The sequence below is a fragment of the Salipiger bermudensis genome (assembly GCF_019801965.1).
Taxonomy (GTDB): Bacteria; Pseudomonadota; Alphaproteobacteria; order Rhodobacterales; family Rhodobacteraceae; genus Salipiger; species Salipiger bermudensis_A.
Genome location: NZ_JAHVIA010000004.1, coordinates 163,065 through 189,483, shown reverse-complemented (window position 1 = coordinate 189,483; position 26,419 = coordinate 163,065). Strand labels below are relative to the sequence as shown.

The following is a 26,419-nucleotide window of genomic DNA, read 5'->3' as shown; positions in this document are numbered from 1 at the left end:
AATGGCCCGATCGCCCGGCCGCCCCGCGCCACATCGCGACGGTCTCCTGACGACCCCAGATGCGAGGGCCCCCGATGGCCGACGAAATCCGCCTAGCCTTTGCCCATCCGTCCGAGCGCGCCATCGCCACAGAGGGCGAGGCCCCGCGCGACCGCATTTCGCTCCGCGAGCATGTGCGCGAGGTCGAGATCGGTGCCTTTCAGGCGGAGCGCGGCCACACCCAGCGCATCCGCTTTGACGTGGTGGTCGAGGTCACCCCCTCGGGCGGCCATCTCGATGACGATGTCGACCGCATCTTGAGTTACGACCGGGTCACCGAGGCGATCAGCACCGAGCTCGAGGCCGAGCGGCTCAACCTCCTCGAGACGCTTGCCGAGCGCATCGCCGAGCGCATCCTGCTCGAGCCGCAGGCCATGCGCGCCTTCGTCCGCATCGAGAAGCTCGATCGCGGCCCCGGGGCGCTCGGGGTCGAGATCGTCCGCACCCGGCGCGACTTCGGCGCCCATCTCAACGAGGTGGCCCAGCCGCGCCCGCATCCTCGCATCATCTACCTGTCGAACGCGGCCATCGCCTCCGACCAGCTCACCGGCTGGATCGACGGTTTCGCCGAAGAGCCCGCACCGCTGATCCTCTGCGTCGGTCTCCCCGACCTCGCGCGCCCGCAGGCCGGCCATCCGCTGGCGCAGCGCCGCGTCGACCTGCTCGCCATCGAGCAGAACGGCTGGGTGCTGGCCGCGCGCGACCCGCGCTGCAAGGTCGTCGCCACCCGCACCGAACTCGACTGGGCGATGAAGAATGGCCAGATCTGCGTCTGGGCACCCTCCAAGATCGTGCTCGACGCCACGCAGGGGCCGGCAACGCGGCCGCGCGACAGCGTGGCGCTCGCCGGATGGTTCGCCGAGCACATGGAGGCCTCCGAGCTGGTGGTGATCGGCGAATCCCTGCCCGAGGACGTCACCGTCCCGGCGCGCGCTGTCACAGTCTGAAACAGGCGGCGACGCCGCTGCTTGCCAATCCCGGCGCGCGGCGTCAAAACCCGATCATGCGAGATTATTACCGCCCCCTCGTCCGCTCCGACGCCCCCCGCCCCGATGATGCCCTGCCGCTGGCCGGCGGCCCGCGCTGGTTCTCCCATGTCGCCCGGCACCGTCGCGACGGCAGCGTCACCCGGATGCCCGCCTCCGAGATCCCCGAGGCGGCGCTGGCCCGGCTGACCGCGCCGCGCGCGCCGCTGCTGGGGCTCGACATGCACCAGCCGCAGATCATGGCGATCCTCAACGTCACGCCCGACAGCTTCTCCGATGGCGGGCTCGACGGCTCCAGCACCGAGGCCGCGCTGCGCGGCCGGCGGCTGATGACCGACGGCGCCGACCTTCTCGACATCGGCGGCGAAAGCACCCGCCCCGGCGCCGAGGAGGTGCCTCTGGGCGAGGAGATCTCGCGCACCGAGCCGGTGATCCGGGCGCTGGCCGGGGTGCCGATCTCGATCGACACCCGCAAGGAGCCGGTCGCCAAGGCGGCGATCCGCGCCGGCGCCGCGCTGGTCAACGATGTCTCGGGCCTGACCTTCGATCCGGCGCTCGCCGATTTCTGTGTCGAGAACGCCCTGCCGGTCTGCATCATGCACAGCCAGGGCGGCCCCGAGACCATGCAGGACGCGCCGCGCTATGACGACGTGCTGCTCGACGTCTATGATTTCCTCGAAGCCCAGGTCGAGATGCTCGAGGCCAAGGGGCTGTCGCGCGACAAGATCGTCGTCGATCCGGGCATCGGATTCGGCAAGACCCAAGAGCACAATCTCGCGCTGCTGAACGGGCTGGCGCTGCTCCACGGGCTTGGCTGTCCGATCTTGCTGGGCGTGTCGCGCAAGGGCTTCGTCGGCCGCATCGGCGAGGCGCCCGATCCGAAGAAACGCGCACCCGGCTCGATCGCCGTGGCGCTCGCCGGGATCGCGCAGGGGGTGCAGATCTTCCGGGTCCACGATGTTGCGGAAACCCGCCAGGCCATCGCGCTGTGGCAGGCGGTGGAACAGGGAGCAGGAGCAGGCCATGACGCGTAAGCTTTTCGGAACCGACGGCGTGCGCGGCACCGCCAACACCTTCCCGATGACCGCCGAGATGGCGCTGATGATCGGCGCCGCCGCCGGGCGCTATTTCCGCCGCGAACAGGGCGGCGTGCACCGGGTGGTGATCGGCAAGGACACGCGGCTCTCGGGCTACATGTTCGAGAACGCACTGACCGCGGGCCTGACCTCGACCGGCATGAACGTGCTGCTGCTCGGCCCGGTGCCGACCCCGGCGGTGGGGCTGCTGACGCCCTCGATGCGCGCCGATCTCGGCATCATGATCTCGGCCAGCCACAACCCGGCCGACGACAACGGCATCAAGTTCTTCGGCCCCGACGGGTTCAAGCTCTCCGACGAGGCCGAGGCCGAGATCGAGGCGCTGGTCGAGGCCGGGGTGGCGCCGGCGCAGGCGGGCAATATTGGTCGTGCCAAGCGCATCGACGACGGCCGCTTCCGCTACCAGGAGCGGCTCAAGGGCACCCTGCCCCACGGCATGCGGCTCGACGGCATGAAGGTGGTCGTCGACTGCGCCAACGGCGCCGCCTACAAGACCGCGCCGGAGGTGCTCTGGGAGCTCGGCGCCGATGTGATCCCGCTCGGCACCGCGCCCAACGGGGTCAACATCAACCAGAATTGCGGCTCGACCAAACCGCAGGCCGCCGCCGAGGCGGTGGTGGCGCATGGCGCCGACGTGGGCATCTGCCTCGACGGCGACGCCGACCGGATCCTGCTGATCGACGAGACCGGTACCATCGCCGATGGCGACCAGATCATGGCGCTGATGGCCGCCCGCTGGGCCGAGGAAGACCGGCTTGTCGACGGCACGCTGGTGGCCACGGTGATGTCGAACCTCGGGCTCGAACGCTTCCTGACCGGCCGCGGCCTGCGTCTCGAGCGCACCAAGGTCGGCGACCGCTACGTGGTTGAGGCGATGCGCGCCAAGGGCTGGAATCTCGGCGGCGAGCAGTCGGGCCATATCGTGATGACCGATTACGCCACCACCGGCGACGGGCTGATGGCGGGGATGCAGTTCCTTGCCGAGATGGTCCGCACCGGCCAGCCCGCCTCGCGCCTGGCGCGCAGCTTCGAGCCGGTGCCGCAACTCCTGCAGAACGTCCGCTTCGCCGCCGGCCAAGCGCCGCTCGAGGCGGCCAGCGTGCAGGGCGCCATCGCCGAGGCGGAGGCCACGCTCTCGGGCAAGGGCCGCTTGCTGATCCGCAAGTCGGGCACCGAACCGCTGATCCGGGTGATGGCGGAATGCGAGGACGAGGCGCTGCTGAGCCAGGTGGTCGAAGGCATCGTCGCCGAGGTCAAGGCCGCGGTCTGATCCGCGCCCTCTCATCCTGCGGAGCGCGCCAGCGCGCGCAGGTCATCTCGCCGCCGGGCCCGGCCCGTCGTCTCGGCGCGGCCCTTATCTGACGCGCCTCCCCGACGCTGCGCCGGCGGAGCCCTCCGGCAGCCTCCGGCGGGGATATTTGTGGCCAGAAGAAACCTGGGAAAAGGCACCCCTGGCTTCTTCTGGCTCTAAATATCCCGGGGTAAGCGCGCCCCGGCGCGCGCAGAGGCAGCGCCCCTGGTGGCACGAAGCCTCGGCTTGCGCTCCATCGTCATGGGCCGATGCAGCACCGGCTCGACCCTGTACCCCGCCTTGCGAGATGATCGGCGCCGGAACGGCAGACTCAGCAAGGACAGCAGGAAGGCCACGGCCAGCCAGCCGCTGACGAAGCCCGTGCCGGCGAAGATCGCGCCTTCTGCGGTCACCGGCACGCCAGGGCGGTAGGCCTGCCAGGTGCGTCCGGCGATCTCGGGGTCGGCGAAATGCGCCACCAGCGGCACGCGCGCCAGCGCGCTCCTGCCCTCGAGCGCAGCGAGATCGCCGAAGAGCCGCGCGTGACGCGCCAGCGTCGCGCGCATCGTCTCGGCCCGGGCGGCGCCGAAGGCGCCACCGGTGGCGAGCTGACCCAGCGCCGCCTCCCTGTCGAGGCCGAGCGCCGCGGCATCGCGGTCGAAGGCCGCGACGCTGCGCGCGAGCTCGTCCACCGCGCCGCCGAGGCGCTGCACGTATTGCTGGGTGAATTCGGGAAACTGGGAAAACCCTGCCGCGCCGGCGAGCCCGGCGGCGAGGGCGAGCGCCCGTATGATCATGACTGCCTCCAACAGCCCTCTGCGGGGCCATTGGAGCAGGGTAGCGCAAATCAGCGGGCCTGTCAGGCCCGCCAGGGATCAGGCGACGCCGTAGATCGCCGCGATCTTCGCGACCGCCGCCTCCGGCGGCAGCTCCTCGCTCTCGCCGCTGCGGCGCGAGGTCAGCTCGACCACGCCGTTCTTCAGCCCGCGCGGGCCGACGGTGATGCGCCACGGCAGGCCGATCAGGTCCATCGTCGCGAACTTGGCGCCGGCGCGCTCGTTGGTGTCGTCGTAGAGCGGATCGAGCCCCTGCGCGATCAGCGCCGCGTGGATCTTCTCACAGGCCGCATCCGCCTCGGCATCGCCGGTCTTGAGGTTGACGATGCCGCAATGGAACGGCGTCACGCCCTCGGGCCAGATGATGCCCTTGTCGTCGTGGCTGGCCTCGATGATCGCGCCCAGCAGGCGCGACACGCCGATGCCGTGCGAGCCCATGTGCACCGGCACCTGGTTGCCGTCCTTGTCGGAGACCGTGGCCCCCATCGCGTCGGAATACTTGGTGCCGAAATAGAAGATCTGGCCGACCTCGATGCCGCGGGCGGTGCGGCGGCGCTCCTCGGGGATCTGGTTGAACAGCGCCTCGTCATGGGTCTCGTCGGTGCGGGCGTAGCGCGAGGTGAACTCCTCGAGCACCGCCTGGCACTGCTCGACGCTGTCGTAATCGATGGCGCGGTCGCCGAATTTCAGCTCGGTGATCTCGCTGTCGTAGAACACCTCCGACTCGCCGGTCTCGGCCAGCACGAGGAACTCGTGCGTGTCGTCACCGCCGATCGGACCGCTGTCGGCACGCATCGGGATCGCCTGCAGGCCCATGCGCTCGTAGGTGCGCAGGTAGCTCACCAGGTGGCGGTTGTAGGCGTGCAGCGCGTCCTCTTTGGTGAGGTCGAAATTGTAGCCGTCCTTCATGTAGAATTCGCGGCCGCGCATCACGCCGAAGCGCGGGCGGATCTCGTCGCGGAATTTCCATTGGATCTGGTACATGGTCAGCGGCAGGTCGCGATAGGACGAGACATTGGCGCGGAAGATGTCGGTGATCAGCTCCTCGGCGGTCGGCGTATAGAGCATCTCGCGCTCGTGGCGGTCGGTGATGCGCAGCATCTCGGCGCCGTAGGCGTCGTAGCGGCCCGACTCGCGCCACAGCTCGGCGGACTGGATCGTCGGCATCAGCATCGGGATGTGGCCGGCGCGGGCCTGTTCCTCGTGGATGATGTTCTCGATCTTGCGCAGCACCTTGAAGCCCAGCGGCAGCCAGGAATAGATCCCGGCGCTGGCCTGCTTGATCATGCCGGCGCGCAGCATGTAGCGGTGGGAGACGATCTGCGCCTCGGAAGGCGTCTCCTTGAGGACGGGCAGGAAATAGCGGCTCAGACGCATGAGGCAGGGCTCCCGGGCTGGAAAACGGTCCGGGATGGCCTAAGCGAAGGGCCGCGCAAGAGCAAGAGGCCGTGCGCGGGGGGCCGGGCAGAGCACGCGGCCGGACGCAGCCCAGTCTTGCAAGATCGCGCGCGAGACGCGATGTAGGGACACGTTTTCAAAAAGGAATGGCCGATCATGGCGCTGCCGGTGCGGACACAGCTGAAATACTGGGGCCTCGCGGCGGCGATCTTCATCGTCGTGCTGTGGTTTCTCGGCGATGTGCTGCTGCCCTTCGTGGTGGGCGGCGCGGTGGCCTATTTCCTCGATCCCGTGGCCGACCGGCTCGAGCGCATGGGCCTGTCGCGCAGCATGGCCACGGGCACGATCACCGTGGCGATGATCCTGATCTTCGTGATCCTCGCGCTGGCGGTGGTGCCGGCGCTGGTCCGGCAGACCAGCCAGCTGATCGACACCGCCCCAGAGCTGTTCCGCCAGCTGCAGACCTTCCTGGCGACGCATTTCCCCTCGATCATGGTCGAGGGCAGCCCAGTGCGCGAGACGCTGGTCTCGATCGGTGAGACCATCAAGGAGCGCGGCGCGCAGCTGATCGACGCGGTGCTGACCTCGGCGATGTCGGTGATCAACATCCTGCTGCTCTTCGTCATCGTGCCGGTGGTGGCGGTCTACATGCTGCTCGACTGGGACAACATGGTCGCCCGCATCGACAGCCTGCTGCCGCGCGACCATGCGCCGGTGATCCGCAGGCTGGCGCGCGATATCGACGCCACGCTGGCAGGCTTCATCCGCGGCATGGGCTCGGTCTGCCTGATCCTCGGCATCTACTACGCGCTGGCGCTGTGGCTGGTGGGGCTGAATTTCGGCCTCGTGGTCGGCGTCGTCGCGGGGGTGCTGACCTTCATCCCTTACGTCGGCGCCATCGTCGGCGGCGCGCTGGCCATCGGGCTGGCGCTGTTCCAGTTCTGGGGCGAGTGGGTCTGGATCGCCGCGGTCGCCGGGATCTTCTTCTTCGGCCAGTTCCTAGAGGGCAATTTCCTGACCCCCAAGCTGGTGGGCGAATCCGTGGGTCTTCACCCGGTCTGGCTGATCCTCGCCCTGTCGGTCTTCGGCTCGCTCTTCGGCTTCGTCGGGATGCTCGTGGCCGTGCCGCTGGCCGCGGCGCTTGGCGTGGTGGCACGCTTCCTCGTCGACCAGTACACCGACAGCCGGCTCTATCGCGGTCTCGAGACGGACGAGGATCAAGGATGATCACCCCCGACCAGCTTCCCCTGCCCCTGCCGGTTCGCGCCGCGCTGGGACGCGAGGATTATTTCGTCGGCCAGTCCAACGGGCTGGCGGTGGCGCTGCTCGACAACTGGCAGAGCTGGCCCAACGGCAAGATGGTGCTGGTGGGGCCCTCGGGCGCCGGCAAGACCCATCTCGCGCATGTCTGGGCCGCCGAGACCGGCGCCGCCATCGTGCCCGCCGCGAGCCTGCCGGAGGCCGACATCCCGTCCCTCGCCATGGCGCCGATCTGCGTCGAGGATGGCGACCGCATCGCCGGCGACCGCGCCGCCGAGGAGGCGCTCTTCCACCTGCACAACCTCGCGCTGGCGCAGCGCCAGCCGCTGCTGGTGACCGCCCGGTCGGCGCCCTCGCTCTGGCCGCTGGTGATCCCCGACCTCAAGAGCCGCATGGAAGGCACCCAGACCGCCACCCTGCCCGATCCCGACGACACGCTACTGGCGGCGGTGATCGCCAAGATGCTGGCCGACCGGCAATGCGTGCCGGCGCCCGACGTCATCCCCTATCTCGTGCGCCACATGCCGCGCAGCTTCGCGATGGCGCGCGAGCTGGTGACGGCACTCGACGCCAACGCCATGGGGCGGCCCAAGGGCATCACCCGCAGCCTGGCCCGCGACATCCTCACCCGGCTTGATCCAGGTCAGCGCCCGGAGGCAGATTAATCTCTATGACCGTCACGAACCTGTTTCAAATGGACGCGCATAAGCCCCACATGAGTATCGCAGATTTCCTGAAAGCCCCGCTGCCCGCCCCGACCGAGATGACCGAGCTCGATCTCGAAGGCCCGGGCCGTTTCTACAATCGTGAGCTGAGCTGGCTCGGCTTCAACTGGCGCGTCCTCGAAGAGGCCGAGAACCCGCGCGTGCCGCTGCTCGAGCGGCTGCGCTTCCTGTCGATCTCGGCCACCAATCTCGACGAGTTCTACACCGTGCGCGTGGCCGGCCTGCGCGAACTGGCCCATGCCGGCAACACCAACCCCGCCGCCGACGGTCTGACCCCGGCGCAGCAGCTCGTAGAGATCAACGAGGATGCCCGCAAGCTGATGGCGCATCAGCAGAAGGTGCTGCACGCGCTCGAGATCGAGCTGGCCGCCGAGGGCATCGACATCGTGCCCCGCGACGAGCTCACCGAGGCCGACCGCGCCCATCTCGAGCAGGCCTTCCTCACGCAGGTCTTCCCGGTGCTGTCACCGCTGGCCATCGACCCGGCGCACCCGTTCCCGTTCATCGCCAACATGGGCTACTGCCTCGCGATCTCGCTCGAGCGCAAGCGCGACCGGCGCACCCGCGACGCTTTGCTGCCGATCCCGCACCAGATCGACCGCTTCATGGCGCTGCCCGCGCCCGAGGGCCAGCACCGCTTCATCTTCCTCGAGGACGTGCTGCTCTTGCACATCGAGAGCATGTTCCCCGGCTACCGGGTGAAGGATCATTTCGGCTTCCGCGTGCTGCGCGACAGCGACCTCGAGGTCGAGGAAGAGGCCGAGGATCTGGTGCGCGAGTTCGAGGTGGCGCTGAAGCGCCGCCGCCGCGGCGAGGTGGTGCGTCTGACGATGACCGCGGGCGCGCCCAAGGACCTGCGCCGCACCCTGCAGAACGAGCTGCACGTGCAGGATGACGAGGTCATCGAGCTCGACGGCATGATCGGCATCGCCGATCTCAAGGAGCTCGTCCTGAGCAGCCGCCCCGACCTGCTCTGGCCGTCCTTCACCCCGCGCGTGCCCGAACGGGTTCAGGACCACGATGGCAACATGTTCTCGGCCATCGCCCAGAAGGACATGCTGCTGCACCACCCCTACGAAACCTTCGACATGGTGGTGCGCTTCCTCAAGCAGGCGGCGCTCGACCCGGACGTGGTGGCGATCAAGCAGACGCTCTACCGGACCTCGAAGGACTCGCCCATCGTCGAGGCGCTCTGCGAGGCCGCCGAGGAGGGCAAGTCGGTCACCGCGCTGGTCGAGCTGAAGGCGCGGTTCGACGAGGCCGCCAACATCCGCCAGTCGCGCCGGCTCGAGCGCTCGGGCGCGCATGTGGTCTATGGCTTCCTCGAATGGAAGACCCACGCCAAGATCTCCCAGGTGGTGCGCCGCGAGGGCGACAAGCTGGTGACCTACACCCACTGGGGGACGGGCAACTACCACCCGATCACCGCCAAGATCTACACCGACCTGTCGTTCTTCACCTGTGACGCGGCACTGGGGCGCGATGCGGCCAAGATCTTCAACTATCTCAGCGGCTACGCCATGCCCGAGGGAATGGAGAACCTCGTCATCTCGCCGCACACGCTGAAGCCCAAGATGCTCGAGCTGATCGCCGCCGAGGCCGAACACGCCCGCGCCGGACGCCCGGCCCGGATCTGGCTCAAGCTGAACTCGCTGATCGAACCCGACATGATCGACGCGCTCTATGCAGCGAGCCAGGCCGGCGTCGAGATCGATTGCGTGATCCGCGGCATCTGCGGCCTAAAGCCCGGCATCGCGGGGCTGTCCGAAAACATCCGGGTGAAATCGATCATCGGACGGTTTCTCGAGCATTCGCGCATCGCCTGCTTCGGCAATGGCCACGGCCTGCCGCATGACAAGGCGCGGGTGTTCATGTCATCGGCGGACTGGATGGGGCGCAACCTCAACCGCCGCATCGAGACAGGGGTCGAGATCCTCAACAAGACCGTCAAGGCGCAGATCGTCAGCCAGATCATGGCGGCCAATCTCGCAGATACCGCGCAGAGCTGGGTGATGGAGCCTACAGGCAAGTTCGCCCGCCACCCGGTGAGCGAGGGCGAGACGCCGTTCAGCTGCCACCGCTTCTTCATGGAGAACCCCTCGCTTTCGGGCCGCGGCTCCGCCGGTGCCGGTGACGTGCCGAAGCTGACCCACGGCGAGGACTGACGCTTCGGGACATGGCGACACGGGCCGCAGGGGATGCGGCCCGTTTTCGTTTGCGGGGTTGTGGGCCGCTCAGGACGGCGCCTTCTCCACGGTCAGCTGCGGCATGCCGTCCGAGGTCCGGCGCGGGCTGCGCCCCTCGGCGTCGATGGTGCCGCGCAGGCGGTGCCGCCAGTTCGAGAAGCTCGCAAAGCTGACGGTATCGACCGGCGCGTCGAGCTTGATGCCCACCTGCCGGTGGCTGCCCGTGCCCGAAAGCGACACGATCACCCCGCGATAGGCCTGACCGAGATAACGCCCCGACACCCGGTCGCCGAGCGCCAGCTCGGGTGGGGCGTTGCGTTGCGACAGGCGGGCGTGGAGCGTGTTCCAGTCGCGCGCACCGTGCTGGCGTGCCACCAGTTCGAGGGCGTGCGAATGGCTGATCTCGGTGCCGCGCGCGGCAAGCGCCTCGCGCAGGGCCTTGGCCTGCGCCTTGGCGGCGTCGAGGGGCAGGAGCGCCGGTGTCATGCGACCTCCCGGGGCGCGGTGCCCGGCAAGGCGCGGACCCCGGGACGGGGGGCGAACCGGCGGAACCGCCGGTCGGGGCGGGGCGGACAGGGGTCCGCAAAGGATGGCTTGGCGCGTCGGACAGACATCGCAATCTCCTCGTGAGAGGCATTTCGGAACGGGAGGGAGCCTGCATTGCCCACCAGCGAAATGCATCGAGGGTGAGATGTCGTCTTGTTCCGGGCTTCACCGAGACTTGCGTCCGCAGGCGGCAGGTGCCCGGCACCTTAGCCCTTGCATATGCGGGATCGGCGCGCGTGACAAGCTTGCGGACCGCGACGGTCCAGCTCTTGACGCCTGCCCTACCCCGCTGCCCGCAGCCAGCCACTACGCCGCATAACCGCCGCCAAATCACCCTTCCGGCGCCGCATTTCCTTAGCCCCCGCTTTACCCGCCCCCCTCACTCTGAGGACTGCGCCATGGGGGCGGCGGCGCGGGCGTAGACTGTCTCGGCTTCCGGTCCGGACGACGCACCGCTTGCGGCGAAATCGCTGCCACGAATGCCCCGACCCGGGCCCGCTTCGCGTGAACTGCGCGCTTTTCCCGAACAGCCCCCGTACAGGCATCCCCGAGAACAGGCACCCCATGTCCAGTATCCTGACCAATGACAGCGCGACCATCGCGCTGATGACCCTTCAAAGCATCAACACCAACATCGCCGAGGTGCAGACCGAGATCTCCACCGGCCGCCGCGTCGCCGGCGCCGAGGACAACGCCGCGGTCTGGGCCATCGCCAAGACCATGGAGGCCGACGTGCTGGGCTACCGCAAGGTGTCCGACAGCCTCGCGCTCGGCGGTGCCACGCTGGCGGTGGCGCGCAACGGCGCGGAGACGATCACCGACCTGCTGACCGAGATCAAGGCACAGGTGGTCACCGCGCAGGAGGAGAATGTCGACCGCGGCAAGATCCAGAACACCGTCTCATCCCTGCGCGACCAAATCGCCGCGGTGGTCGATGCGGCGCAGTTCAACGGCCTCAACCTGCTCAACAATCGCGACGCCGGAGCGGGCTCGGGCAGCGAGCAGGTGCTGGGCTTCCTGCAGCGCGATCCGCAGGGCGTTCGCGGGGTCGATATCAGCATCGGCAAGCAGGATCTCTCGACCGCGAGCAGCGTCATCACCGCCTCTGGCGGCACCTACAGCGCCGCCGCCGTCTCGGCGACGCTCACCCTCACCCGCAGCGCCACGCTCGATGCCAGCGGCATCACGGTGACCGCCGGCATGGCCTTCTCCCTGTCGCTCTACGGCACCGACGGCGACGATTCGACCTTCGTGCAGGCCGACCTGCGCACCACCTCCGGGGCCACCCAGTCGCGCGCCGAGATGACCAGCGCGCCGATCTCCTATGTCGCCCGCGACGGCGACGGCATCGGCGACGTGCTCTCGCGGCTGTCGCTCGGCTATGCCAGCTATGCCGCCCGCACCGGGATCGACAGCTCCGTGCTGCAGGTGCAGGCCTCGGGCAGCGCGCTCACCCTCACCTCGCAGGTCACCACCGCGAGCGACACCATCGCGGTGCGGCTCGATACCCTCGACGCGGATGCCGACAACACCATCGGCGGCGGGCTGGAGCTGCTCGCCGATCTCGATGTCAGCACCGCCGAAGGCGCCGCCGATGCGCTGGCCACGATCGAGGGGCTGCTCGACATCTCGACCAACGCCGCCGCCGCCTTCGGCTCCGATCAGAGGCGACTCGAGACCCAGGCCAGCTTCAACGCCAGCCTGACCGATGCCATGACCTCGGGAATCGGCGTGCTCGTCGATGCCGATCTCGAGGAAAGCTCGGCCCGGCTGCAGGCGCTTCAGGTGCAGCAGCAGCTCGCCATCCAGGCGCTCTCCATCGCCAACGGCGCTCCCGGCGCGCTGCTCTCGCTGTTCCGCTGATCCTGCCGCGGAACGACTGCCCGCCCCGCGACGTTGCCCCAATGAAGAGCTTTCGCCACGCGCCCGAAGCGTGGTAGAGCGGAGGCGGACCACAGCCGGGGATGCAGATGGACGGACAGAGCGACTCCGCCCAAGGCGACTGGGGGCCTTTCGGCCGCCCGCTTTTCGAGGATCCGCAGGCCCGACGCCTGTCGCGCGTGGGGGTTGTCGACATCGGCTCGAACTCGGTGCGCCTTGTCGTCTTCGACGGCGCGGCGCGCAGCCCGGCCTATTTCTACAACGAGAAGATCATGTGCGGCCTCGGCGCCGGCATGCCCGAGACCGGGCGGCTCAATCCCGAGGGCAAGGCCCGCGCGCTTTCGGCGCTGGCCCGGTTCCAGACGCTGGCCCGTGGCATGGACCTGCCGCCGCTCACCGCCGTGGCCACCGCCGCCATGCGCGAGGCCGAGGACGGACCCGCCTTCCGCGCCGAGATCGAGAAGCAGACCGGCCTGAAGATCTGGGTCATCGACGGCGAGGAAGAGGCGCGGCTCTCGGCGCAGGGCGTGTTGCTGGGCTGGCCCGGCGCCAACGGGCTGATCTGCGACATCGGCGGCTCGTCGATGGAGCTGGCCGAGCTCTCCGACGGTCAGGTCGGCCGCCGCGTCACCTCGCCGCTCGGTCCGCTGCGCTTCAAGGATCTCGAGGGCGGCAAGAAGGCCCGCGAGAAGCACATCGCCAAGCATATCGACAAGCTCGCCGAGGTGATCGGGCGGCGTGATGCGCAGCTCTTCCTCGTCGGCGGCTCGTGGCGCGCCATCGCCCGCATCGACATGGAGCGCCGCGGCTATCCCCTGCATGTCCTGCACGAATACCGCATGGACAAGGACGCGGTCGCCGAGACGCTGAAATTCATCGAGAAATCCGATCTCGAGGCGCTGCGCGGCGCCTGCTCGATCTCCTCGGCGCGGATGAGCCTCGTGCCCTATGCCAGCGAGGTGCTGGCGCGGCTGATCGAGACCTTCTCGCCCGCCGGCATCGCGATCTCCTCCTACGGCATCCGCGAGGGGCTGCTCTACGAGCAGATGCCGCAGAAGCTGCGCGACCGCGACCCGCTGGTCGAGGCCTGCCGCTTCTCCGAGGCCAAGGATGCCCGCCTGCCCGGCTTCGGCAAGAAGCTCTACCGCTTCGTCGAGCCGCTGTTTGCCGATGCCGGCCCCGACCGCACGCGCATCGTCAAGGCCGCCTGCCTGCTCCACGACGTGAGCTGGCGCGCCCATCCCGATTACCGGGCGCAGACCTGCTTCGACAATGCCACCCGCGCCAATCTCGGCGGCCTCACCCACCCCGAACGGGTGTTCCTCGGCCTGGCCCTGCTGCATCGCTACAAGAACAAGCGCGAAGGCCTGTTCGAGGCCTATTACGCGCTTCTGAGCGAGGACGAACTGCAGGAGGCCGAGGTGCTCGGCAAGGCCATGCGCTTCGGCTCGATGCTGTGGATGTCGGATGTCAGCAAGGAAGAGGGCGCCGCCCTCGCCTGGGACCGCAAGGCCAGACGGCTGTCGCTGCGGATGACGCCGGACGTGGCGCCGCTCTATGGCGAGGTCGCCGAGGCGCGGTTCAAGTCGCTGGCGCGGGCGCTGAATGCCGAGGACATGCAGGTCGAGATCGACTGAGCCAGACCTCTCCACCTCCCCTCCGCCGCAAACCAAGCAGCCGGGATCTCCCCGGTGCAACAATCGCAGGAGCCTCGGCCTTGCGCGCCGGGCGGCATCGCCGCGCGCCTCCTGTGTCGGGATTGCCCCACATCGCCCCGGGCTCCGAAGCGAGACGACCTCAGAGCTCGATCTCGTCTCCCGACTGCCGATCCGGCGGCGTACCGTCGAGCGGCGGCAGCTCGCGCCTGCGCTCCGGCCAGTCCCGGTCGCGCGGGAGGATGCCGTCGTCTTCGCTCTCCAGAGGCTCGCGGCGGCGCAGGATGATATCGCCATTCTCGAGCATCTCGGGCGGGTGGTAGACCGACCAGTCCTTCACCTTCCCCATCAGGTCCTGCAGCGCCGGGCCCATCTCCTCGCGGAAGCTGCGCAGCGCCGGCTCCATCTCTCCGGCAAGATCCTCGAGCCCCCGCAGGGCCGGGTCGAGCTCGCCCATCAGCCCCTCGAAGAACATCTGCGCGCCGCGCTTCATCAGGCCGCCGCCATCGGGCGCCTCCTCGCCAGCATCCTGTGCGGCGACGGGCATGGCCAGCAGACTGGCCGAGAGACAGAGGGCGGCGAGCTGTTTCATGGCTCTGAATATAGGGCCTCAGGCGCCCCTGGGAAGAGGAGAGCTCAGAGCGGGTCGGTCCGGTAGAGCCGGATCTTCAGCGAGCCATGCGCCACCGGCGGGCCCGGTTGCAGGAAGGGCAGCCCGGTTTCGCGCGCCAACCCCGGCTCCGAGGTGACGATTCCGACGCGCCAGCCGCGGAACCGCGCCTTCAGGACCTCGCCGAGGCTGCGATGCAGCGCGTGCAGCGGCCCGGGCTTGCCGATCCGCGCGCCATAGGGCGGGTTGACCATGACGAGCCCCGGCGGCCCCTCGGGCGGCTCCAGCGCGCTGACCGGCTGGCAGGCGAACCGGGTGATCTCCGAGACGCCGGCCCGCTCCGCGTTGGCGGTGGCCGAACGCACCGCGCCGGCATCGCGGTCGAAGCCGTGGAAGCGCAGCGCGGTCTCGTGCGGCGCCTGCGCCGCCTTGAGTGCCGCCCAGGCCTCGGGATCGAACCCGGCCAGCCGCTCGAAATCGAAGTGCCGGCTGCGCCCCGGCGCCAGGCCGGCGGCGATCTCCGCGGCCTCCAGCACGAAGGTGCCCGAGCCGCACATCGGGTCGACCACCGGCTCCGCGCCGCGATAGCCGCACTCGCGCAGGAACAGCGCCGCAAGCGTCTCGCGCATCGGCGCCTTGCCGACCGCCTCCTTGTGGCCGCGCCGGTGCAGCGGCTCGCCGGACGTGTCGACCGAGAAGGTCACGAGATTGTCCTCGATGCGCACCAGCAGCCGCACGCCGTCATCGCCGCGGGCCGCGCCCAGCGTCTCGGCAATGGCGGTCTCGACCCGCTGCTTCGCCGCGCCGGCGTGGTAGATCTTCGATTTCCGGCTCACCGCCTCGATCTTGACCGGCTGGTCGGCGCGCAGCACCTCGCCCCACGGGAATTTGCGCGCCCGCTTGTCGAGTTGCGCCAGGTGTACCGCGGGAAAGCCGCCGATCCGCGCCAGCACCCGCGCGGCGCCGCGCAGGCAGAGATTGGCCCGCATCACCTCGGCCCAGCCACCGTCGAAGGCGACGCCGCCCGCCGCGGGCCGCAACGGCCCGAACCCCGCCGCCTTGGCCTCCGCCGTCAGCGTCGTCTCCAGCCCCGGCGCGCAGGCCAGGAAGATCTCGAATGTCTCGTCCATGCCGCCCGCTTAGCGCCTTTTTCCGCCCGCGACGAGTCTCCCCGTCAGCGATCGCACGCGCCCGTCGCGCAGAAGCGAGACGGCGCCGCCTCCGCCAGCCTCCCGGCCCCGGCGCCCGCGGCAGGGTCAGGCGCCTCCGGCGGGAGTATTTTTGACGAAGAGAAGACAGGGGCGCCGCGCCCTTGCCTTCTCTGGTTTCCAAATACCTCGGGGGTGAATTGGCGCAGAGCGCCAAGAGGGGGCAGCGCCCCCTGCGCAGCCGCCATACGCGTCTAGCCCGCCGCTTCGAGCGCGGCGCGCATGTCGAAGATCGTCGCGCGCAGCGGCAGGTCATCGGCGCGCACGAAACCCTCGCGGGCGCGCTGCGTGTCGAGGATGGTGAACATGATGATGAACAGGAAGCCCGAGAACACGAACATCCGCCAGGTCAGCCTGCGGCCAAGCAGCCCGGCGCGGTTGCCGAGCAGAAACAGCGCGGTCAGCGCGGTGGCCAGCAACATCAGATGGGCGACCTCGGACATCGGGCTGTTCATCATCTGCAAACGGTAGAGATGCGCATCGATCGCCTCGTTCACCGCGCCGGCGACGAAGGCCTTGATCGGCGGCGCCACCGGATCCTGCGTGGCCTCCAGGGTCAGCGGCCAGAGCCGCGCCTGCGCCTCGAGCGAGCGCTGCAGGAAGAGGCGGGCATCCTCGGCGGTGGCCAGGCCGGCATCGCCGGGAAGCAGCCGGGTCTCTGCATAGGCGAGCAGCGCCGACTGGAGCGCGCGTCCGCCGCTCTCGGGCAGGTAATCGGCGCGCAGGAAGGCGGTTCCGAGCGCGGCCGCCTCGTTCACCGTTGCCCCCTTGCGGGCCTGCGCCAGGCTCAGCGCATCGCCGAAGCTGAAGGCCAGCAGTAGGCCGAGCAACGCGAGGATCGCCGCGAGCGTCGTCTCTCCGATCACGTGATCGACCTCGCCGCCGGCGCTCAGCACCATGCGCCGCCGCGCCCGCCCGCCCCAATAGCCGATCACTGCCATCGCCGGCAGGCTGACGCAGAGGATCAGCGCGATCATCAAAAGCGTCAAGGAGGGAAGCTCTATGTTCTTGTAGAGCGACGCTGCGGTGGTGGCGTCCATGAGTCTATCCGGTCGATGAGAGTCCTGCGGAAGACGATGCTACACGCAGTCGGCCACAACGCCATAGGGATTGCGCCACCGCGGCAGGAAATCCCGGTCTCGGCAGCCCGCATCCGCGCCCCGCCGGGCCCTCAGCCCGGCAGCGCGCCGGCTCAGAGCATCCACTCGACCGGAAGCCAGCTGATGACCCGCACCACCAGCATCTTGAACCAGCCGGTCTCGGGCTCCTCGGTCAGCACGCTGCGGCTGCCGTCCTCGGCAGTCGCGATCCACACCAGATCGCCGGCGTCGTCGCGCTCGACCAGGTAGGATTGCTGCGTTGCCTCCATCACCTGCGCCAGCCCCGCCGCCATCCGCGGGCTCGGGATCAGCACGCCCATCTCGGTGTTGAGCCGGGCCGAGCGCGGATCGAAATTGAACGAGCCCACGAAGATCCGCTCGCCATCGACGCTGAAGGTCTTGGCGTGCAGGCTCGAGGCGGAGCCGACGATCATGCTCGACAGGTTTCGCTCGCGCTTGCGCTCGGCCTCCGGGCGCAGCTCCAGCACCGTGACTCCACCGTCGACCAGCCGCTCGCGGTAGGTCATGTAGGCGCTGTGCACCGGGGCGACATCGGTGGCGGCCAGCGCATTGGTCATCACCCGCGTCGCGACGCCGGCCTCGGCGAAGCCCGTGAGGCGGTCGGTGCCGCTGTCGCCCGGAATGAAATAGGCCGAGACGAGATCGAAGGAGGTGGTGGGATCGGCGATCTCGAGGATGCGGGTGAGCAGGAGCTCGTCCTCGCTGGCCTTCCCGACGCCCTTTGACGGATCATCGCTGAAGAAGGTGACATTGCCCCACTCGAAGGCCAGCGTGCCGGCGGTGATCTCCTGCATCAGCGCGGTGCTGGCGATGGCCTCGTCATAGCCGGCGGCCTCGGCGCTGGTCCGGGCCGTCTCGGCGGCGCCCGTCAGGCTGGCCATCCCCTCCGGGGCCTCCGGCAGGATGCGCTCCGCGGGATAGGCGCTCTCGCTGGCCCAGTAGGCATCGAAGTTCTGCGACACGTCCCCGACCACCGGCCCGATCGCCAGCACGTCGGCGTCGAAGTAATGCACGCCGCTGCCATAGTCGAAATAGATGTCGCCGATGTTGCGGCCGCCGAGGATGGTGGCGGCCCCGTCGACGATCATCGCCTTGTTGTGCATCCGCCGGTTCAGGCGCGAGAAGTCGAACGCGTAGGAAAGCAGCTTGGGATCGCGCAGGGTGAACGGATTGAACAGCCGCACCTCGACCTGCGGCAGCGCGTCGAGCGCCGCCAACTCCGCATCGAGCCCCGGCACGCCGTTGTCATCGACCAGCAGCCGCACCCGCACGCCACGCTCGGCGGCCTTGCGCAGCTCGTCGAGCAGGATCCAGCCGGTCGTGTCGGTCTGCCAGATGTAATATTGCAGGTCGATACTCTCCTCGGCGGCGCGCGCCAGAAGGATGCGCGCAGCATAGGCCTCGCGCCCGTCGGCCAGCGGCCAGATGCCACTTTCGCCGGGATGCGCCTCGGACGCCGTCATCACGCTCTGTCCGAGAGTGGTGTCGGAAGAAATCGGGAGATGGCTGCTTTCGGTGCGCCCCTCGAGATCGGGCAGCGGGTAGAGCAGGCGCAGCGCCACGATCGCTATCGCGAGGACAATCACCAGGACGAGAAGGAATCTCAGAAAACGCATGACGACCTCCGGCAATCGACCTGTTTTCAACAGGCTAGAGAGCGGAGCTGCCCCGGTCAACGCTTAGCGGCTGAATCGCCGCGCGGCATCGTCGCAGGGGGCCTTCCTGCTTCAGCCGGACGCCCTTCCAGGCGGCCCGACCGGGCGAAGAGGACGCGCCGGCCAGGCACCGATCCCGTGCTTTCGCGGCGCTCGCCATGCCAAGCCGGGCGATCCGCTCTCCGCTCGGATGCCGGTGCGACGCGCGGCCCGTGCAGCACGCCGCGCGCGCCCAGAGCCTCGGTGGCGCGGGATTTGCATGGCCGCCATTCGCCCGATGCGGTCGCTTTTCGATAGGAAACGACGCGAATTCATTGAATACTCAACGCATTGAAGACGCGGCCCGGCCCGCTGTCAGGAGGAAATAGAATGAAGAATTCAGTCTTGTGGATCATCTTTGGTGTGTTGCTCATCATCGGCGGTTTTTTCGCGCTGATGAACCCGTTCGTCGCCACGGTCGCGGCAGAACAGATGGCGGCTTGGTTCTTTCTGATCGGCGGGGTGCTGCAATTCGGCGCGGCCTTCCGGGCCGGTGGCTGGGGCGCGCGCCTGCTCGGCATCCTGCTCGGGGTGGCCTATGTGGTGCTGGGCTTCGGCCTGCTGTTTCACCCGCTCGCCGGCATCGTCACGCTGACCGTGATGGCCGCCATCATGTTCCTGGTGAACGGCGTGCTGAAGATCGTCTTCGCCTTCAGCCTGCGCGGATCGGGCTTCTTCTGGCTCTCACTGCTCTCCGGTGCGATCTCGGTGGTGCTGGCGGTGATTGTGTTCGGCAATTTCCTCGCGGCCTCGGTCTCACTGCTCGGCATCCTGCTGGCGATCGAGCTGATCTCGAGCGGCGTCACGATGCTGTCCTACGGGTCCTACGTGCGCAAGCATCCCGAGGCAGAGCTCGCCTGAGGCGAGAGGCGCCGCCCCGCGCCTTTGCAACGGGCGGCATCTTGCCTTGCCTAAGGGCCGTTTCCGGCCCAGGCTGCCCCGGCGCGGCCCGTGCCGGCGATGACCCAAAGGAGGACGGGGCCAATCATGAGACTGTTTCTTGCGGTATTGCTGGCGGTTCCATGTTTCGCCACTGCGGGGGTCGAGACCCTTCAGGTGGTCGATCAGGCGGAAGACTGGGCGATGACCAAGGCGAGCTGCGCCGAGGCGCGGGGGCTCTTCCTCGTCGAACCGGCCAAGGCCGCTGACATGAGCGAGCACGATGTCATCGCCATGCAGTTCATCTTCACCTACATGCGCGGCTACGCCGCCGCCAAGGGGGTGAGCTACGGCACGATCCTCGCCGAGTTCGGCGCCTTCTGCGAGGCCAACCCCGACATTTTCTGGCTCGACGAGCACTGAGCCCGAGGCTCGGGCCCGCCGGCCGACCGCGGCGCGGTCAGGTGCGGATCACTCGGGCCGCTCGTTGAACCGAAGCACAGTGACGCCGGCCTCGTTGGTCAGGCTCAGCAGGCTGCCGTTGCGCACGTAGCCCGTCGCCGCGCCCAGCGCGTCGATCATGGTCTGCTCGAGCGTCATGCGCGGCTCGGGACACATGCGGCGGGTGCCGGCGAAGGCCTCCGGGAAGGAGATCGTGCCCGCACCGATCTCGGCGCTGCCGGTGAAGCGGTTGCAGCCGCCGAACAGGGCAAACCGGCCATCCGCGTCGAAGGCCAGCGTCGGCGCGTCCTCGACCACGAGAAGCCGCCCGCCGATCTCGGTCGCCTGCCAGGGGATTCCGGCGATGCCGGGCATGTCGCTCTCCATCATCACGGGCGCGATCTGCTCGAGGACGATCTCCGGGCGCTCGGGCGCATCGCGGGTCAGCGCCGGGAAGGAGGTCGTGGTGCGCAGCACGGTCTTGCCGTCCATCGAAATGCTGGCCGAGACCGCATAGCTCATGCGCTCGTCGACGTCGTCGGTATCGTAGGGCAGACGGATCGCGGCGGGCAGCGTATCGATGCGATAGGCGCGCGCGGCCAGCGGGATCGCGGGCGCGTCGGCGCGCGACACGTCGAGCAGCGAGACCTGCATCATCGCCTCGGGCGGCAGCGTCGCGCCGTCGGCGAGCCGCACCACCACGTTGAGGTCGGCGGGTTCCGCGCTGGCCGGCAGGGTCGTAAAGGCGGCGAGCGTGGCCGCCGCGAGGCCGCGGCGCAGGGTCGAAATCGGTTTCATCAAGGCTCTCCCAATTGCCGTCATTGCCGAAACTACGTGCGAAACCCGCGTGTCCCCGGTCTGCGTCGTGGTCTTGCGAGGGGCGGTTACCGGCCCCGGCGTCTCAGCCCGCCATCGCAAATGCCATGTCCGCGGTCAGAGGCATGTCTGGACCGCGGTCGCGGCGCCGTTGCGAGAACTGTATCGGCGCCCCCTTCTCCTGTCCACGCCCGCGCCCCGCGGCGGCGGCGCATCGCCGCCCCCCTGCCATCACGCGCGCAGGGGCACCTGCCGCCACCGATGCCAGCGACGCCCGACGCCACCGGATGGGCCCGGCCACCAAACGCCGCCCCAGCCGACGCGCCGGCCGCGGAAGCGCCCAAAAATCCTTGACCCATCAGCCGTTGAGGCGAAAGATCAACTGGAGATTGTTGCACACGGGACCGTCCGGGAAATGCCCTCCGCGGCCCTGCCCCATCGGGAGAATTCATTTGATCAAGCTCGCCCTTTCCGCCGCCGCCTATCTCATCGCCAATGCCGTGGGGCTGCTGCTCGCCGCCGTGCTGCTGGCCGGGTTCGAGATCGATCCGCTGTCCTTCCTCATCGTCGTGCTCGCCTTCTCGGTCATCCAGGCGGTGCTCGGGCCGATGATCACCAAGATCTCGCTCAAGCAACTGCCGCAGCTGATGGGCGGGGTGGCGCTGGTCACCGTGTCGATCGGGCTCCTGATCACCGACCTGCTGCTCGGCGGCATGTCGATCGGCGGGGTCGCCAACTGGCTGGCGGCAACGCTCCTGGTCTGGCTCGGCAGCCTGATCGCGACCATCCTGATCCCGATCTACGTCTTCAAGCAGCTCGCCGAGGGCGCCAAGAAGAAGGCCTGAGACGAAGCTTGGCAAGGGAGGGAGCGCCATGACCGAACGCAGCCTCGGGCGCACCCTCTGGACCCTTTTCCTTGCCGTCCTGAACGCCACGCTGATCCTGCTGGCGCTCTGCCTCTGGCTGGGCTGGAGCCTGTTCTCCACCGTCGAGAGCATCACCGGTGACGTGGCCGAGATCACCGGCACGATCCGCCCGCTGCGTTCCGAGATCCAGGGCCTGACCACCCAGATCGGCGAGACCCGCAGCGCGCTAGCGGCGCTGCGCGAGGACGGCGCGGATCTGCAGCTCTGCTCGGCGCTCGAGGCGCAGCTGGCGCGCATGGAGACCCGCGTCGCCGAGCTGACCGAGACCCTTCAGGGCCTCGAGGCCGAGCTGGCCCCGGCCATCGCCGAAGCGACGGTCAGCGCCTTCGGCAGCCTTGGCAGCGCCTTCGCGACAACGCTGCTCGGGGCGATCGGCCTCGCGCCCGACCCGGATCGCGCGCCACAGCCCTAGACCGGCCGCGATGCCGCCCGGAACCGGACGCCGCGCGGGACCGGCGCGGCGCTGCGCCCCCTTCCCTCCCCCGCCGATCCGCGCCATAAGGCGCATATGCTGAAAACCCGCATCATTCCCTGTCTCGATGTCGCCGATGGCCGCGTGGTCAAGGGCGTCAATTTTGTCGACCTGCGCGATGCGGGCGACCCGGTCGATGCCGCCCGCGCCTATGACGCCGCCGGCGCCGACGAGATCACCTTCCTCGACATCCATGCCACGCACGAGAATCGCGGCACCATGTTCGATGTGGTGACCCGCACCGCCGAGCAATGCTTCATCCCGCTCACCGTGGGCGGTGGCGTGCGCACGGTCGCCGATGTGCGCAACCTGCTGCTCGCCGGGGCCGACAAGGTCAGCTTCAACTCGGCGGCGGTGGCCAATCCCGACGTGGTCGCCGAGGCGGCGGATCATTTCGGCTCGCAATGCATCGTCGTGGCGATCGACGCCAAGACCGTGGAGCCGGGCCGCTGGGAGATCTTCACCCACGGCGGCCGCAAGCCCACCGGCATCGACGCGGTCGAGTTCGCCCGGACCGTCGCCACCAAGGGCGCCGGGGAGATCCTGCTGACCTCGATGGACCGCGATGGCACCAAGGCGGGGTTCAACCTGCCGCTGACTCGGGCGATCTCCGACGCGGTCGACATTCCCGTGATCGCCTCCGGCGGCGTCGGCACGCTCGACCATCTCGTCGAGGGCGTGACCGAGGGCCACGCCTCGGCGGTGCTCGCCGCCTCGATCTTCCACTTCGGCGAATTCACCATCCAGGAGGCCAAGGCTCACATGGCCGCGGCCGGCATCCCGGTGAGGCTGTGATGACCCTCGAAGAGCTCGAAACCATCGTCGCCGCCCGCGCCAGCGCCTCGCCCGACGACAGCTGGACCGCCAAGCTGCTCGCCAAGGGGCCGGAGAAATGCGCCGAGAAATTCGGCGAGGAGGCGGTGGAGGCCATCATCGAGGCGGTCAAGGGCGACCGCGAGAAACTGGCCTCCGAAGGCGCCGATGTGCTGTTCCACTTCCTCGTGATGCTGAAGGCGCGCGATGTGCCGCTCTCGCGCGTGATGGACGAGCTCGCGCGGCGACAGGGCCAGTCCGGCCTCGCCGAGAAAGCCTCGCGCCCGAGCTGAAACCGGCGCCGAGTGCCCTCCCGACCGATCACTTGCGTCACCGTCGCGGCAGGAGGGGGCCAGCCCCCTCTTGGCGCTACGCGCCAATTCACCCCCGAGGTATTTGGGAACCAGAGAAGACAGGAGCGCTGCGCCCCTGGCTTCTCTTCGTCATAAATACTCCCGCCGGAGGCCGGCCTGACGGACCCCTCCCGTGCCCGTTTCGGCACGGGTGCGCCGGCGCAAGCGAGGACGCCCGCAAGGGCGGAGGAGCCGTGACACACAGGATCACAGCTTCGAGGAAATCACCCCGGTGTTGAACCCGCCCATGCGCAGCTCGCCGTGCAAGCGCTGGTATTCGATCTTGGGGCAGCGATTCATCACCACGTCGACTCCCCTGGCTTCCGCCGCCGCAGCGGCAGCCGCGTTCTCGACCCCGATCTGCATCCACACCGTCCTCAGGCCCGGAAGATGCGCCAGCGCCGCATCGACGATCGGCGGCACCGCCTCCGAGCGGCGAAAGATGTCGACCATGTCGACCTCCGGCGGAAGCTCCTCGATCGCGCCCCGCACCTGCTCGCCGAACAGCATCGCGGCCGCGTGGCCGGGATTCACCCCGATCACCCGGTAGCCGCGCAGGCTCAGGTAGCGGGCGACGTAGTAGCTTGGCCGCACCGGGTTCAGCGACACGCCGACCACGGCAATCACCCTGGTCCGCGCGAGGATGTCTTTCAGAAACGCATCGGAATAGCTCATGTCCCTACCCTAGGCTTGGCCTGCGCAAAGAAAAAGCGCCCAAGGAGACCTTGGGCGCAAGTGCGGAACGAGGGACAGTGAAGGCGTCGCGAAGGTTCCGTCTCCGCGATCCTGTAGGGGATATGGGCACGAAAGCCACAATTGCAAACCCCCTCAAGGAAGCGTGAACAAAAAACTTGACGCCGCCATTTCCCGCGTTCCGCCGCGGATCACTCCGCCGCCAGCGGCGCGCCCTGCAGCAGGCTCCAGACCCGCATCGGGGTGAACGGCATGTCGACCTGCTTCACGCCCTTCGCCCAAAGCGCGTCCTGCATGGCGTTCGACACCGCCGCCAGCGCGCCCACAGTCCCGGCCTCGCCGCAGCCCTTCATCCCCATTGGGTTGCCGGTGGAGGGCACCGGCTCGACGTCGAAGCGGATCCATGGCATGTCATCGGCGCGCGGCATGGCGTAGTCCATGAAGCTCGCCGACAGCAGCTGGCCGTCCTCGTCGAACACCGTGCGCTCGCAGAGCGCCTGCCCGAGCCCCTGCGCCACCCCGCCATGCACCTGACCCTCGGCCAGCATCGGGTTGATGAGATTGCCGAAATCGTCGACCACGGTGTATTTCACCACCTCGGCCACACCGGTCTCGAGATCGATCTCCACCTCGGCAAAATGCGCGCCGTTGGGGTAGGACCGGGCCTCGATCTGATCACGGGCGGACCAGGTCAGCAGATCTTCCCGGCCCTTGGCGCGGGCCATCTCGGCCACCTCCAGCATCGTCGGCGTCAGGTTCGAGCCTTCCGCCCGGAAGCGTTCGTCATCGAAGCGCAGCTCGGCGGCCTCCACGCCCATCTCCTCGGCAAGGAAGGCCGAGAACCCCTCGACCATCTGGCGCACGCAGGACAGCGTCACGTTGGCCTGCGTGGTCACCGAGCGCGAGCCGCCGGTGCCTCCGCCGCGGGCGATCAGATCGCTGTCGCCCTGCACGAAGGCGATCTTGTCGAAGGGAATGCCGGTCTGATCGCTGAGGAACTTGGCAAACACCGTCTCATGCCCCTGCCCGTTCGACTGCGTCCCGACATAGATCACCGCGCCGCCCTCTTCGGTGAACTCGACCCGCACATCCTCTGCCGGGTCGCCGAGAATCGATTCGATGTAGAAGCACAGACCCAGCCCGCGCAGCTTGCCCTGCGCCGCGCTCTCGGCCCTGCGCGCGGCAAAGCCCGCCACATCGGCATCCGCGATCGCATGATCCAGCACGCGGGGGAAATCGCCCACGTCATAGGTCTCGCCGGTGACGGTCTTGTAGGGGAACTCCTTGATGAAGTTGATCTTGCGCAGCTCGATCGGGTCGAGCCCGAGCTCGCGCGCGGCCCGGTCCATGACCCGCTCGATCACGTAGATCGCCTCGGGCCGCCCGGCGCCGCGATAGGCATCTACCTGCGTGGTGTTGGTGTAGAACCCCTCGACCCGCATGTAGGCGGCGGGGATGTCATAGGTTCCGGTCAGCACCTTGGAGAACAGCAGCGTCTGGATCGGCTGGCCGAAACCCGAGTTGTAGGCGCCGAGGTTGCACAGCGTGTGGATGCGGTAGCCGAGAATCCGGTGCTCCGCATCGAAGGCCAGCTCCGCCATCGTCGTCAGGTCGCGCCCGGCATGGTCCGACAGCATCCCCTCGGTGCGCTCCGAGATCCAACGCACCGGCTTGCCCAGCACCCGCGCCGCCTGCGCCACGACGAAATATTCCGGGTAGGAGGCCGCCTTCATGCCGAAGCCGCCGCCGACATCGGGGTTGGTGATGCGCACCGCGCCCTCGTCGAGCCCCATGGCCGCCGCCAGCTCGCCCTTGAGATCCCAGACCCCCTGCCCGTTGAACGCAAGGTGGATGCGATTGCCATCCCACTCGGCGAAGCAGCCGCGCCCCTCCATGGCGTTGACGATCACCCGGTTGTCGCCGACCTCGAGCCGCACCACCCGCGCCGCTTTGTCGAAGGCCTCTGCGGTGGCCGCCTCGTCGCCCATGCCCCAGTCGAAGGCGCGGTTGTCGGGGGCCTCGGGGTGAATGGTCTCGCCGCCGGCGCAGATCTCCACATGGGCGGGCAGATCGTCGTAATCGAGCTCGATCAGCTCCGCCGCGTCACGGGCCTGCTGCAGCGTCTCGGCCACGATCAGCGCCACCGGCTCGCCGACATGGCGCAGCTTGCCGCGCGCGAGCATCGGGCGCTCGGGCTCGGCGGCCTTGCTGCCATCGCGGTTGGTGAGCACCGTGCCGCCCATGTGAATGTCCATGCCCGCCGCGAGCAGGTCGTCGACGGTCAGGACCAGCGCCACGCCCTCGGCCTCGCGCGCCGCCTCGACATCCAGCCCGGTGATCACCGCATGGGCCACCGGCGAGCGCAGGACGAAGGCGTGCAGCGCGCCCTCGGGCGCGATATCGTCGATATAGCGGCCATGCCCGGTGAGAAAGCGCACGTCCTCGCTGCGCTTGAATGACTGGCTCTTGCCGAACTTTTCCATATCCCGTCCT

Annotated in this window: 24 protein-coding genes; 14 read left to right on the top strand and 10 right to left on the bottom strand. The window is 68.7% G+C overall.

What is annotated here, in order from left to right; genetic code table 11:
* The first annotated feature begins 74 nt into the window (after positions 1–74).
* Genes KUV62_RS10345 through glmM form a run of 3 tightly spaced genes read left to right on the top strand, consistent with a single transcriptional unit; the run spans position 75 to position 3,392 of the window.
* Entirely contained in the window at positions 75–986 is a 912-nt protein-coding gene (locus KUV62_RS10345; RefSeq protein WP_222603618.1) for a dihydroneopterin aldolase, read from the top strand.
* 56 nt (positions 987–1,042) lie between these two features.
* Positions 1,043–2,059, top strand: a complete 1,017-nt coding sequence (gene folP, locus KUV62_RS10340) for a dihydropteroate synthase (protein ID WP_222603617.1) — start codon at positions 1,043–1,045, stop codon at positions 2,057–2,059.
* Complete coding sequence (glmM, locus tag KUV62_RS10335) at positions 2,049–3,392, top strand: phosphoglucosamine mutase (protein WP_222603616.1); 1,344 nt, start codon at positions 2,049–2,051, stop codon at positions 3,390–3,392. Before folP ends, glmM begins: the two co-directional genes overlap by 11 nt.
* Before the next feature lie 197 nt (positions 3,393–3,589).
* Here the strand turns inward: glmM and KUV62_RS10330 are convergent, their stop codons facing one another.
* Together KUV62_RS10330 and proS are read right to left on the bottom strand one after the other, a co-directional pair.
* Positions 3,590–4,210, bottom strand: a complete 621-nt coding sequence (locus tag KUV62_RS10330) for a DUF2937 family protein (protein ID WP_222603615.1) — start codon at positions 4,208–4,210, stop codon at positions 3,590–3,592.
* Between the two features lie 78 nt (positions 4,211–4,288).
* Positions 4,289–5,626, bottom strand: a complete 1,338-nt coding sequence (gene proS, locus KUV62_RS10325) for a proline--tRNA ligase (protein WP_222603614.1) — start codon at positions 5,624–5,626, stop codon at positions 4,289–4,291.
* A gap of 177 nt (positions 5,627–5,803) precedes the next feature.
* Between proS and KUV62_RS10320 the strand changes: the two genes are divergently transcribed.
* From KUV62_RS10320 to KUV62_RS10310, 3 genes are read left to right on the top strand one after another with little or no spacing between them, the layout of a single operon-like run.
* A complete protein-coding gene (locus KUV62_RS10320) occupies positions 5,804–6,874 on the top strand; it encodes an AI-2E family transporter (RefSeq protein WP_222603613.1) in 1,071 nt (356 codons plus the stop codon).
* A complete protein-coding gene (locus KUV62_RS10315) occupies positions 6,871–7,572 on the top strand; it encodes a chromosomal replication initiator DnaA (protein ID WP_222603612.1) in 702 nt (233 codons plus the stop codon). The genes KUV62_RS10320 and KUV62_RS10315 overlap by 4 nt, the downstream gene beginning before the upstream one ends.
* A gap of 50 nt (positions 7,573–7,622) precedes the next feature.
* Positions 7,623–9,797 (top strand): RNA degradosome polyphosphate kinase, encoded by a 2,175-nt coding sequence (locus KUV62_RS10310; protein ID WP_222603611.1) that lies wholly within the window; start codon positions 7,623–7,625, stop codon positions 9,795–9,797.
* A gap of 69 nt (positions 9,798–9,866) precedes the next feature.
* Here KUV62_RS10310 and KUV62_RS10305 read toward each other — a convergent pair whose 3' ends face one another.
* The gene (locus tag KUV62_RS10305) at positions 9,867–10,304 is read right to left on the bottom strand and encodes a glyoxalase superfamily protein (protein ID WP_222603610.1); all 438 of its coding nucleotides are present in this window, start codon (positions 10,302–10,304) and stop codon (positions 9,867–9,869) included.
* A gap of 624 nt (positions 10,305–10,928) precedes the next feature.
* Here KUV62_RS10305 and KUV62_RS10300 point away from each other — a divergent pair.
* Positions 10,929–12,227, top strand: coding sequence for a flagellin (locus tag KUV62_RS10300; RefSeq protein ID WP_222603609.1), 1,299 nt, complete (start codon positions 10,929–10,931; stop codon positions 12,225–12,227).
* A 107-nt stretch (positions 12,228–12,334) separates the two neighbouring features.
* Positions 12,335–13,882, top strand: a complete 1,548-nt coding sequence (locus KUV62_RS10295) for a Ppx/GppA family phosphatase (protein WP_222603608.1) — start codon at positions 12,335–12,337, stop codon at positions 13,880–13,882.
* 160 nt (positions 13,883–14,042) lie between these two features.
* Here the strand turns inward: KUV62_RS10295 and KUV62_RS10290 are convergent, their stop codons facing one another.
* From KUV62_RS10290 to KUV62_RS10275, 4 genes are all read right to left on the bottom strand, one after another.
* Positions 14,043–14,492, bottom strand: coding sequence for a hypothetical protein (locus KUV62_RS10290; RefSeq protein ID WP_222603607.1), 450 nt, complete (start codon positions 14,490–14,492; stop codon positions 14,043–14,045).
* 44 nt (positions 14,493–14,536) lie between these two features.
* Complete coding sequence (locus KUV62_RS10285) at positions 14,537–15,640, bottom strand: class I SAM-dependent RNA methyltransferase (protein ID WP_222603606.1); 1,104 nt, start codon at positions 15,638–15,640, stop codon at positions 14,537–14,539.
* 272 nt (positions 15,641–15,912) lie between these two features.
* Positions 15,913–16,758: a hypothetical protein gene (locus KUV62_RS10280; RefSeq protein WP_222603605.1), complete on the bottom strand. Its 846-nt coding sequence runs from the start codon at positions 16,756–16,758 to the stop codon at positions 15,913–15,915.
* A 152-nt stretch (positions 16,759–16,910) separates the two neighbouring features.
* Complete coding sequence (locus KUV62_RS10275) at positions 16,911–18,455, bottom strand: phospholipase D family protein (protein ID WP_222603604.1); 1,545 nt, start codon at positions 18,453–18,455, stop codon at positions 16,911–16,913.
* Positions 18,456–18,863: 408 nt separating this feature from the next.
* On the opposite strand from KUV62_RS10275, the gene KUV62_RS10270 reads away from it, so the two are divergent.
* A complete protein-coding gene (locus KUV62_RS10270; protein WP_261395546.1) occupies positions 18,864–19,394 on the top strand; it encodes an HdeD family acid-resistance protein in 531 nt (176 codons plus the stop codon).
* A gap of 126 nt (positions 19,395–19,520) precedes the next feature.
* Positions 19,521–19,835, top strand: a complete 315-nt coding sequence (locus KUV62_RS10265) for a hypothetical protein (protein WP_222603603.1) — start codon at positions 19,521–19,523, stop codon at positions 19,833–19,835.
* 48 nt (positions 19,836–19,883) lie between these two features.
* On the opposite strand, the gene KUV62_RS10260 is transcribed toward KUV62_RS10265, so the two are convergent.
* Positions 19,884–20,651 carry an META domain-containing protein gene (locus tag KUV62_RS10260; RefSeq protein ID WP_222603602.1) on the bottom strand — a complete coding sequence of 256 codons (768 nt, stop codon included), beginning with the start codon at positions 20,649–20,651 and terminating at the stop codon, positions 19,884–19,886.
* Between the two features lie 470 nt (positions 20,652–21,121).
* Between KUV62_RS10260 and KUV62_RS10255 the strand changes: the two genes are divergently transcribed.
* From KUV62_RS10255 to KUV62_RS10240, 4 genes are all read left to right on the top strand, one after another.
* Positions 21,122–21,514 carry a phage holin family protein gene (locus KUV62_RS10255; protein WP_222603601.1) on the top strand — a complete coding sequence of 131 codons (393 nt, stop codon included), beginning with the start codon at positions 21,122–21,124 and terminating at the stop codon, positions 21,512–21,514.
* 28 nt (positions 21,515–21,542) lie between these two features.
* Entirely contained in the window at positions 21,543–22,007 is a 465-nt protein-coding gene (locus KUV62_RS10250; RefSeq protein WP_222603600.1) for a hypothetical protein, read from the top strand.
* 96 nt (positions 22,008–22,103) lie between these two features.
* Positions 22,104–22,862, top strand: coding sequence for an imidazole glycerol phosphate synthase subunit HisF (gene hisF / locus KUV62_RS10245; protein ID WP_222603599.1), 759 nt, complete (start codon positions 22,104–22,106; stop codon positions 22,860–22,862).
* Complete coding sequence (locus tag KUV62_RS10240) at positions 22,862–23,173, top strand: phosphoribosyl-ATP diphosphatase (RefSeq protein ID WP_222603598.1); 312 nt, start codon at positions 22,862–22,864, stop codon at positions 23,171–23,173. Before hisF ends, KUV62_RS10240 begins: the two co-directional genes overlap by 1 nt.
* A gap of 267 nt (positions 23,174–23,440) precedes the next feature.
* On the opposite strand, the gene KUV62_RS10235 is transcribed toward KUV62_RS10240, so the two are convergent.
* Together KUV62_RS10235 and KUV62_RS10230 are read right to left on the bottom strand one after the other, a co-directional pair.
* Positions 23,441–23,908, bottom strand: a complete 468-nt coding sequence (locus KUV62_RS10235) for a CoA-binding protein (RefSeq protein WP_222603597.1) — start codon at positions 23,906–23,908, stop codon at positions 23,441–23,443.
* 209 nt (positions 23,909–24,117) lie between these two features.
* On the bottom strand, positions 24,118–26,409 hold the full coding sequence (locus tag KUV62_RS10230) for a xanthine dehydrogenase family protein molybdopterin-binding subunit (RefSeq protein ID WP_222603596.1): 2,292 nt from the start codon (positions 26,407–26,409) through the stop codon (positions 24,118–24,120).
* Positions 26,410–26,419 lie beyond the last annotated feature (10 nt).

Bases quoted from the DNA above. Each gene is read 5' to 3' on its own strand.
- KUV62_RS10345 (WP_222603618.1), top strand. From the start codon at position 75: ATGGCCGACGAAATCCGCCTAGCCTTTGCCCATCCGTCCGAGCGCGCC.
- folP (WP_222603617.1), top strand. From the start codon at position 1,043: ATGCGAGATTATTACCGCCCCCTCGTCCGCTCCGACGCCCCCCGCCCC.
- glmM (WP_222603616.1), top strand. From the start codon at position 2,049: ATGACGCGTAAGCTTTTCGGAACCGACGGCGTGCGCGGCACCGCCAAC.
- KUV62_RS10330 (WP_222603615.1), bottom strand. From the start codon at position 4,210: ATGATCATACGGGCGCTCGCCCTCGCCGCCGGGCTCGCCGGCGCGGCA.
- proS (WP_222603614.1), bottom strand. From the start codon at position 5,626: ATGCGTCTGAGCCGCTATTTCCTGCCCGTCCTCAAGGAGACGCCTTCC.
- KUV62_RS10320 (WP_222603613.1), top strand. From the start codon at position 5,804: ATGGCGCTGCCGGTGCGGACACAGCTGAAATACTGGGGCCTCGCGGCG.
- KUV62_RS10315 (WP_222603612.1), top strand. From the start codon at position 6,871: ATGATCACCCCCGACCAGCTTCCCCTGCCCCTGCCGGTTCGCGCCGCG.
- KUV62_RS10310 (WP_222603611.1), top strand. From the start codon at position 7,623: ATGAGTATCGCAGATTTCCTGAAAGCCCCGCTGCCCGCCCCGACCGAG.
- KUV62_RS10305 (WP_222603610.1), bottom strand. From the start codon at position 10,304: ATGACACCGGCGCTCCTGCCCCTCGACGCCGCCAAGGCGCAGGCCAAG.
- KUV62_RS10300 (WP_222603609.1), top strand. From the start codon at position 10,929: ATGTCCAGTATCCTGACCAATGACAGCGCGACCATCGCGCTGATGACC.
- KUV62_RS10295 (WP_222603608.1), top strand. From the start codon at position 12,335: ATGGACGGACAGAGCGACTCCGCCCAAGGCGACTGGGGGCCTTTCGGC.
- KUV62_RS10290 (WP_222603607.1), bottom strand. From the start codon at position 14,492: ATGAAACAGCTCGCCGCCCTCTGTCTCTCGGCCAGTCTGCTGGCCATG.
- KUV62_RS10285 (WP_222603606.1), bottom strand. From the start codon at position 15,640: ATGGACGAGACATTCGAGATCTTCCTGGCCTGCGCGCCGGGGCTGGAG.
- KUV62_RS10280 (WP_222603605.1), bottom strand. From the start codon at position 16,758: ATGGACGCCACCACCGCAGCGTCGCTCTACAAGAACATAGAGCTTCCC.
- KUV62_RS10275 (WP_222603604.1), bottom strand. From the start codon at position 18,455: ATGCGTTTTCTGAGATTCCTTCTCGTCCTGGTGATTGTCCTCGCGATA.
- KUV62_RS10270 (WP_261395546.1), top strand. From the start codon at position 18,864: ATGAAGAATTCAGTCTTGTGGATCATCTTTGGTGTGTTGCTCATCATC.
- KUV62_RS10265 (WP_222603603.1), top strand. From the start codon at position 19,521: ATGAGACTGTTTCTTGCGGTATTGCTGGCGGTTCCATGTTTCGCCACT.
- KUV62_RS10260 (WP_222603602.1), bottom strand. From the start codon at position 20,651: ATGAAACCGATTTCGACCCTGCGCCGCGGCCTCGCGGCGGCCACGCTC.
- KUV62_RS10250 (WP_222603600.1), top strand. From the start codon at position 21,543: ATGACCGAACGCAGCCTCGGGCGCACCCTCTGGACCCTTTTCCTTGCC.
- hisF (WP_222603599.1), top strand. From the start codon at position 22,104: ATGCTGAAAACCCGCATCATTCCCTGTCTCGATGTCGCCGATGGCCGC.
- KUV62_RS10240 (WP_222603598.1), top strand. From the start codon at position 22,862: ATGACCCTCGAAGAGCTCGAAACCATCGTCGCCGCCCGCGCCAGCGCC.
- KUV62_RS10235 (WP_222603597.1), bottom strand. From the start codon at position 23,908: ATGAGCTATTCCGATGCGTTTCTGAAAGACATCCTCGCGCGGACCAGG.
- KUV62_RS10230 (WP_222603596.1), bottom strand. From the start codon at position 26,409: ATGGAAAAGTTCGGCAAGAGCCAGTCATTCAAGCGCAGCGAGGACGTG.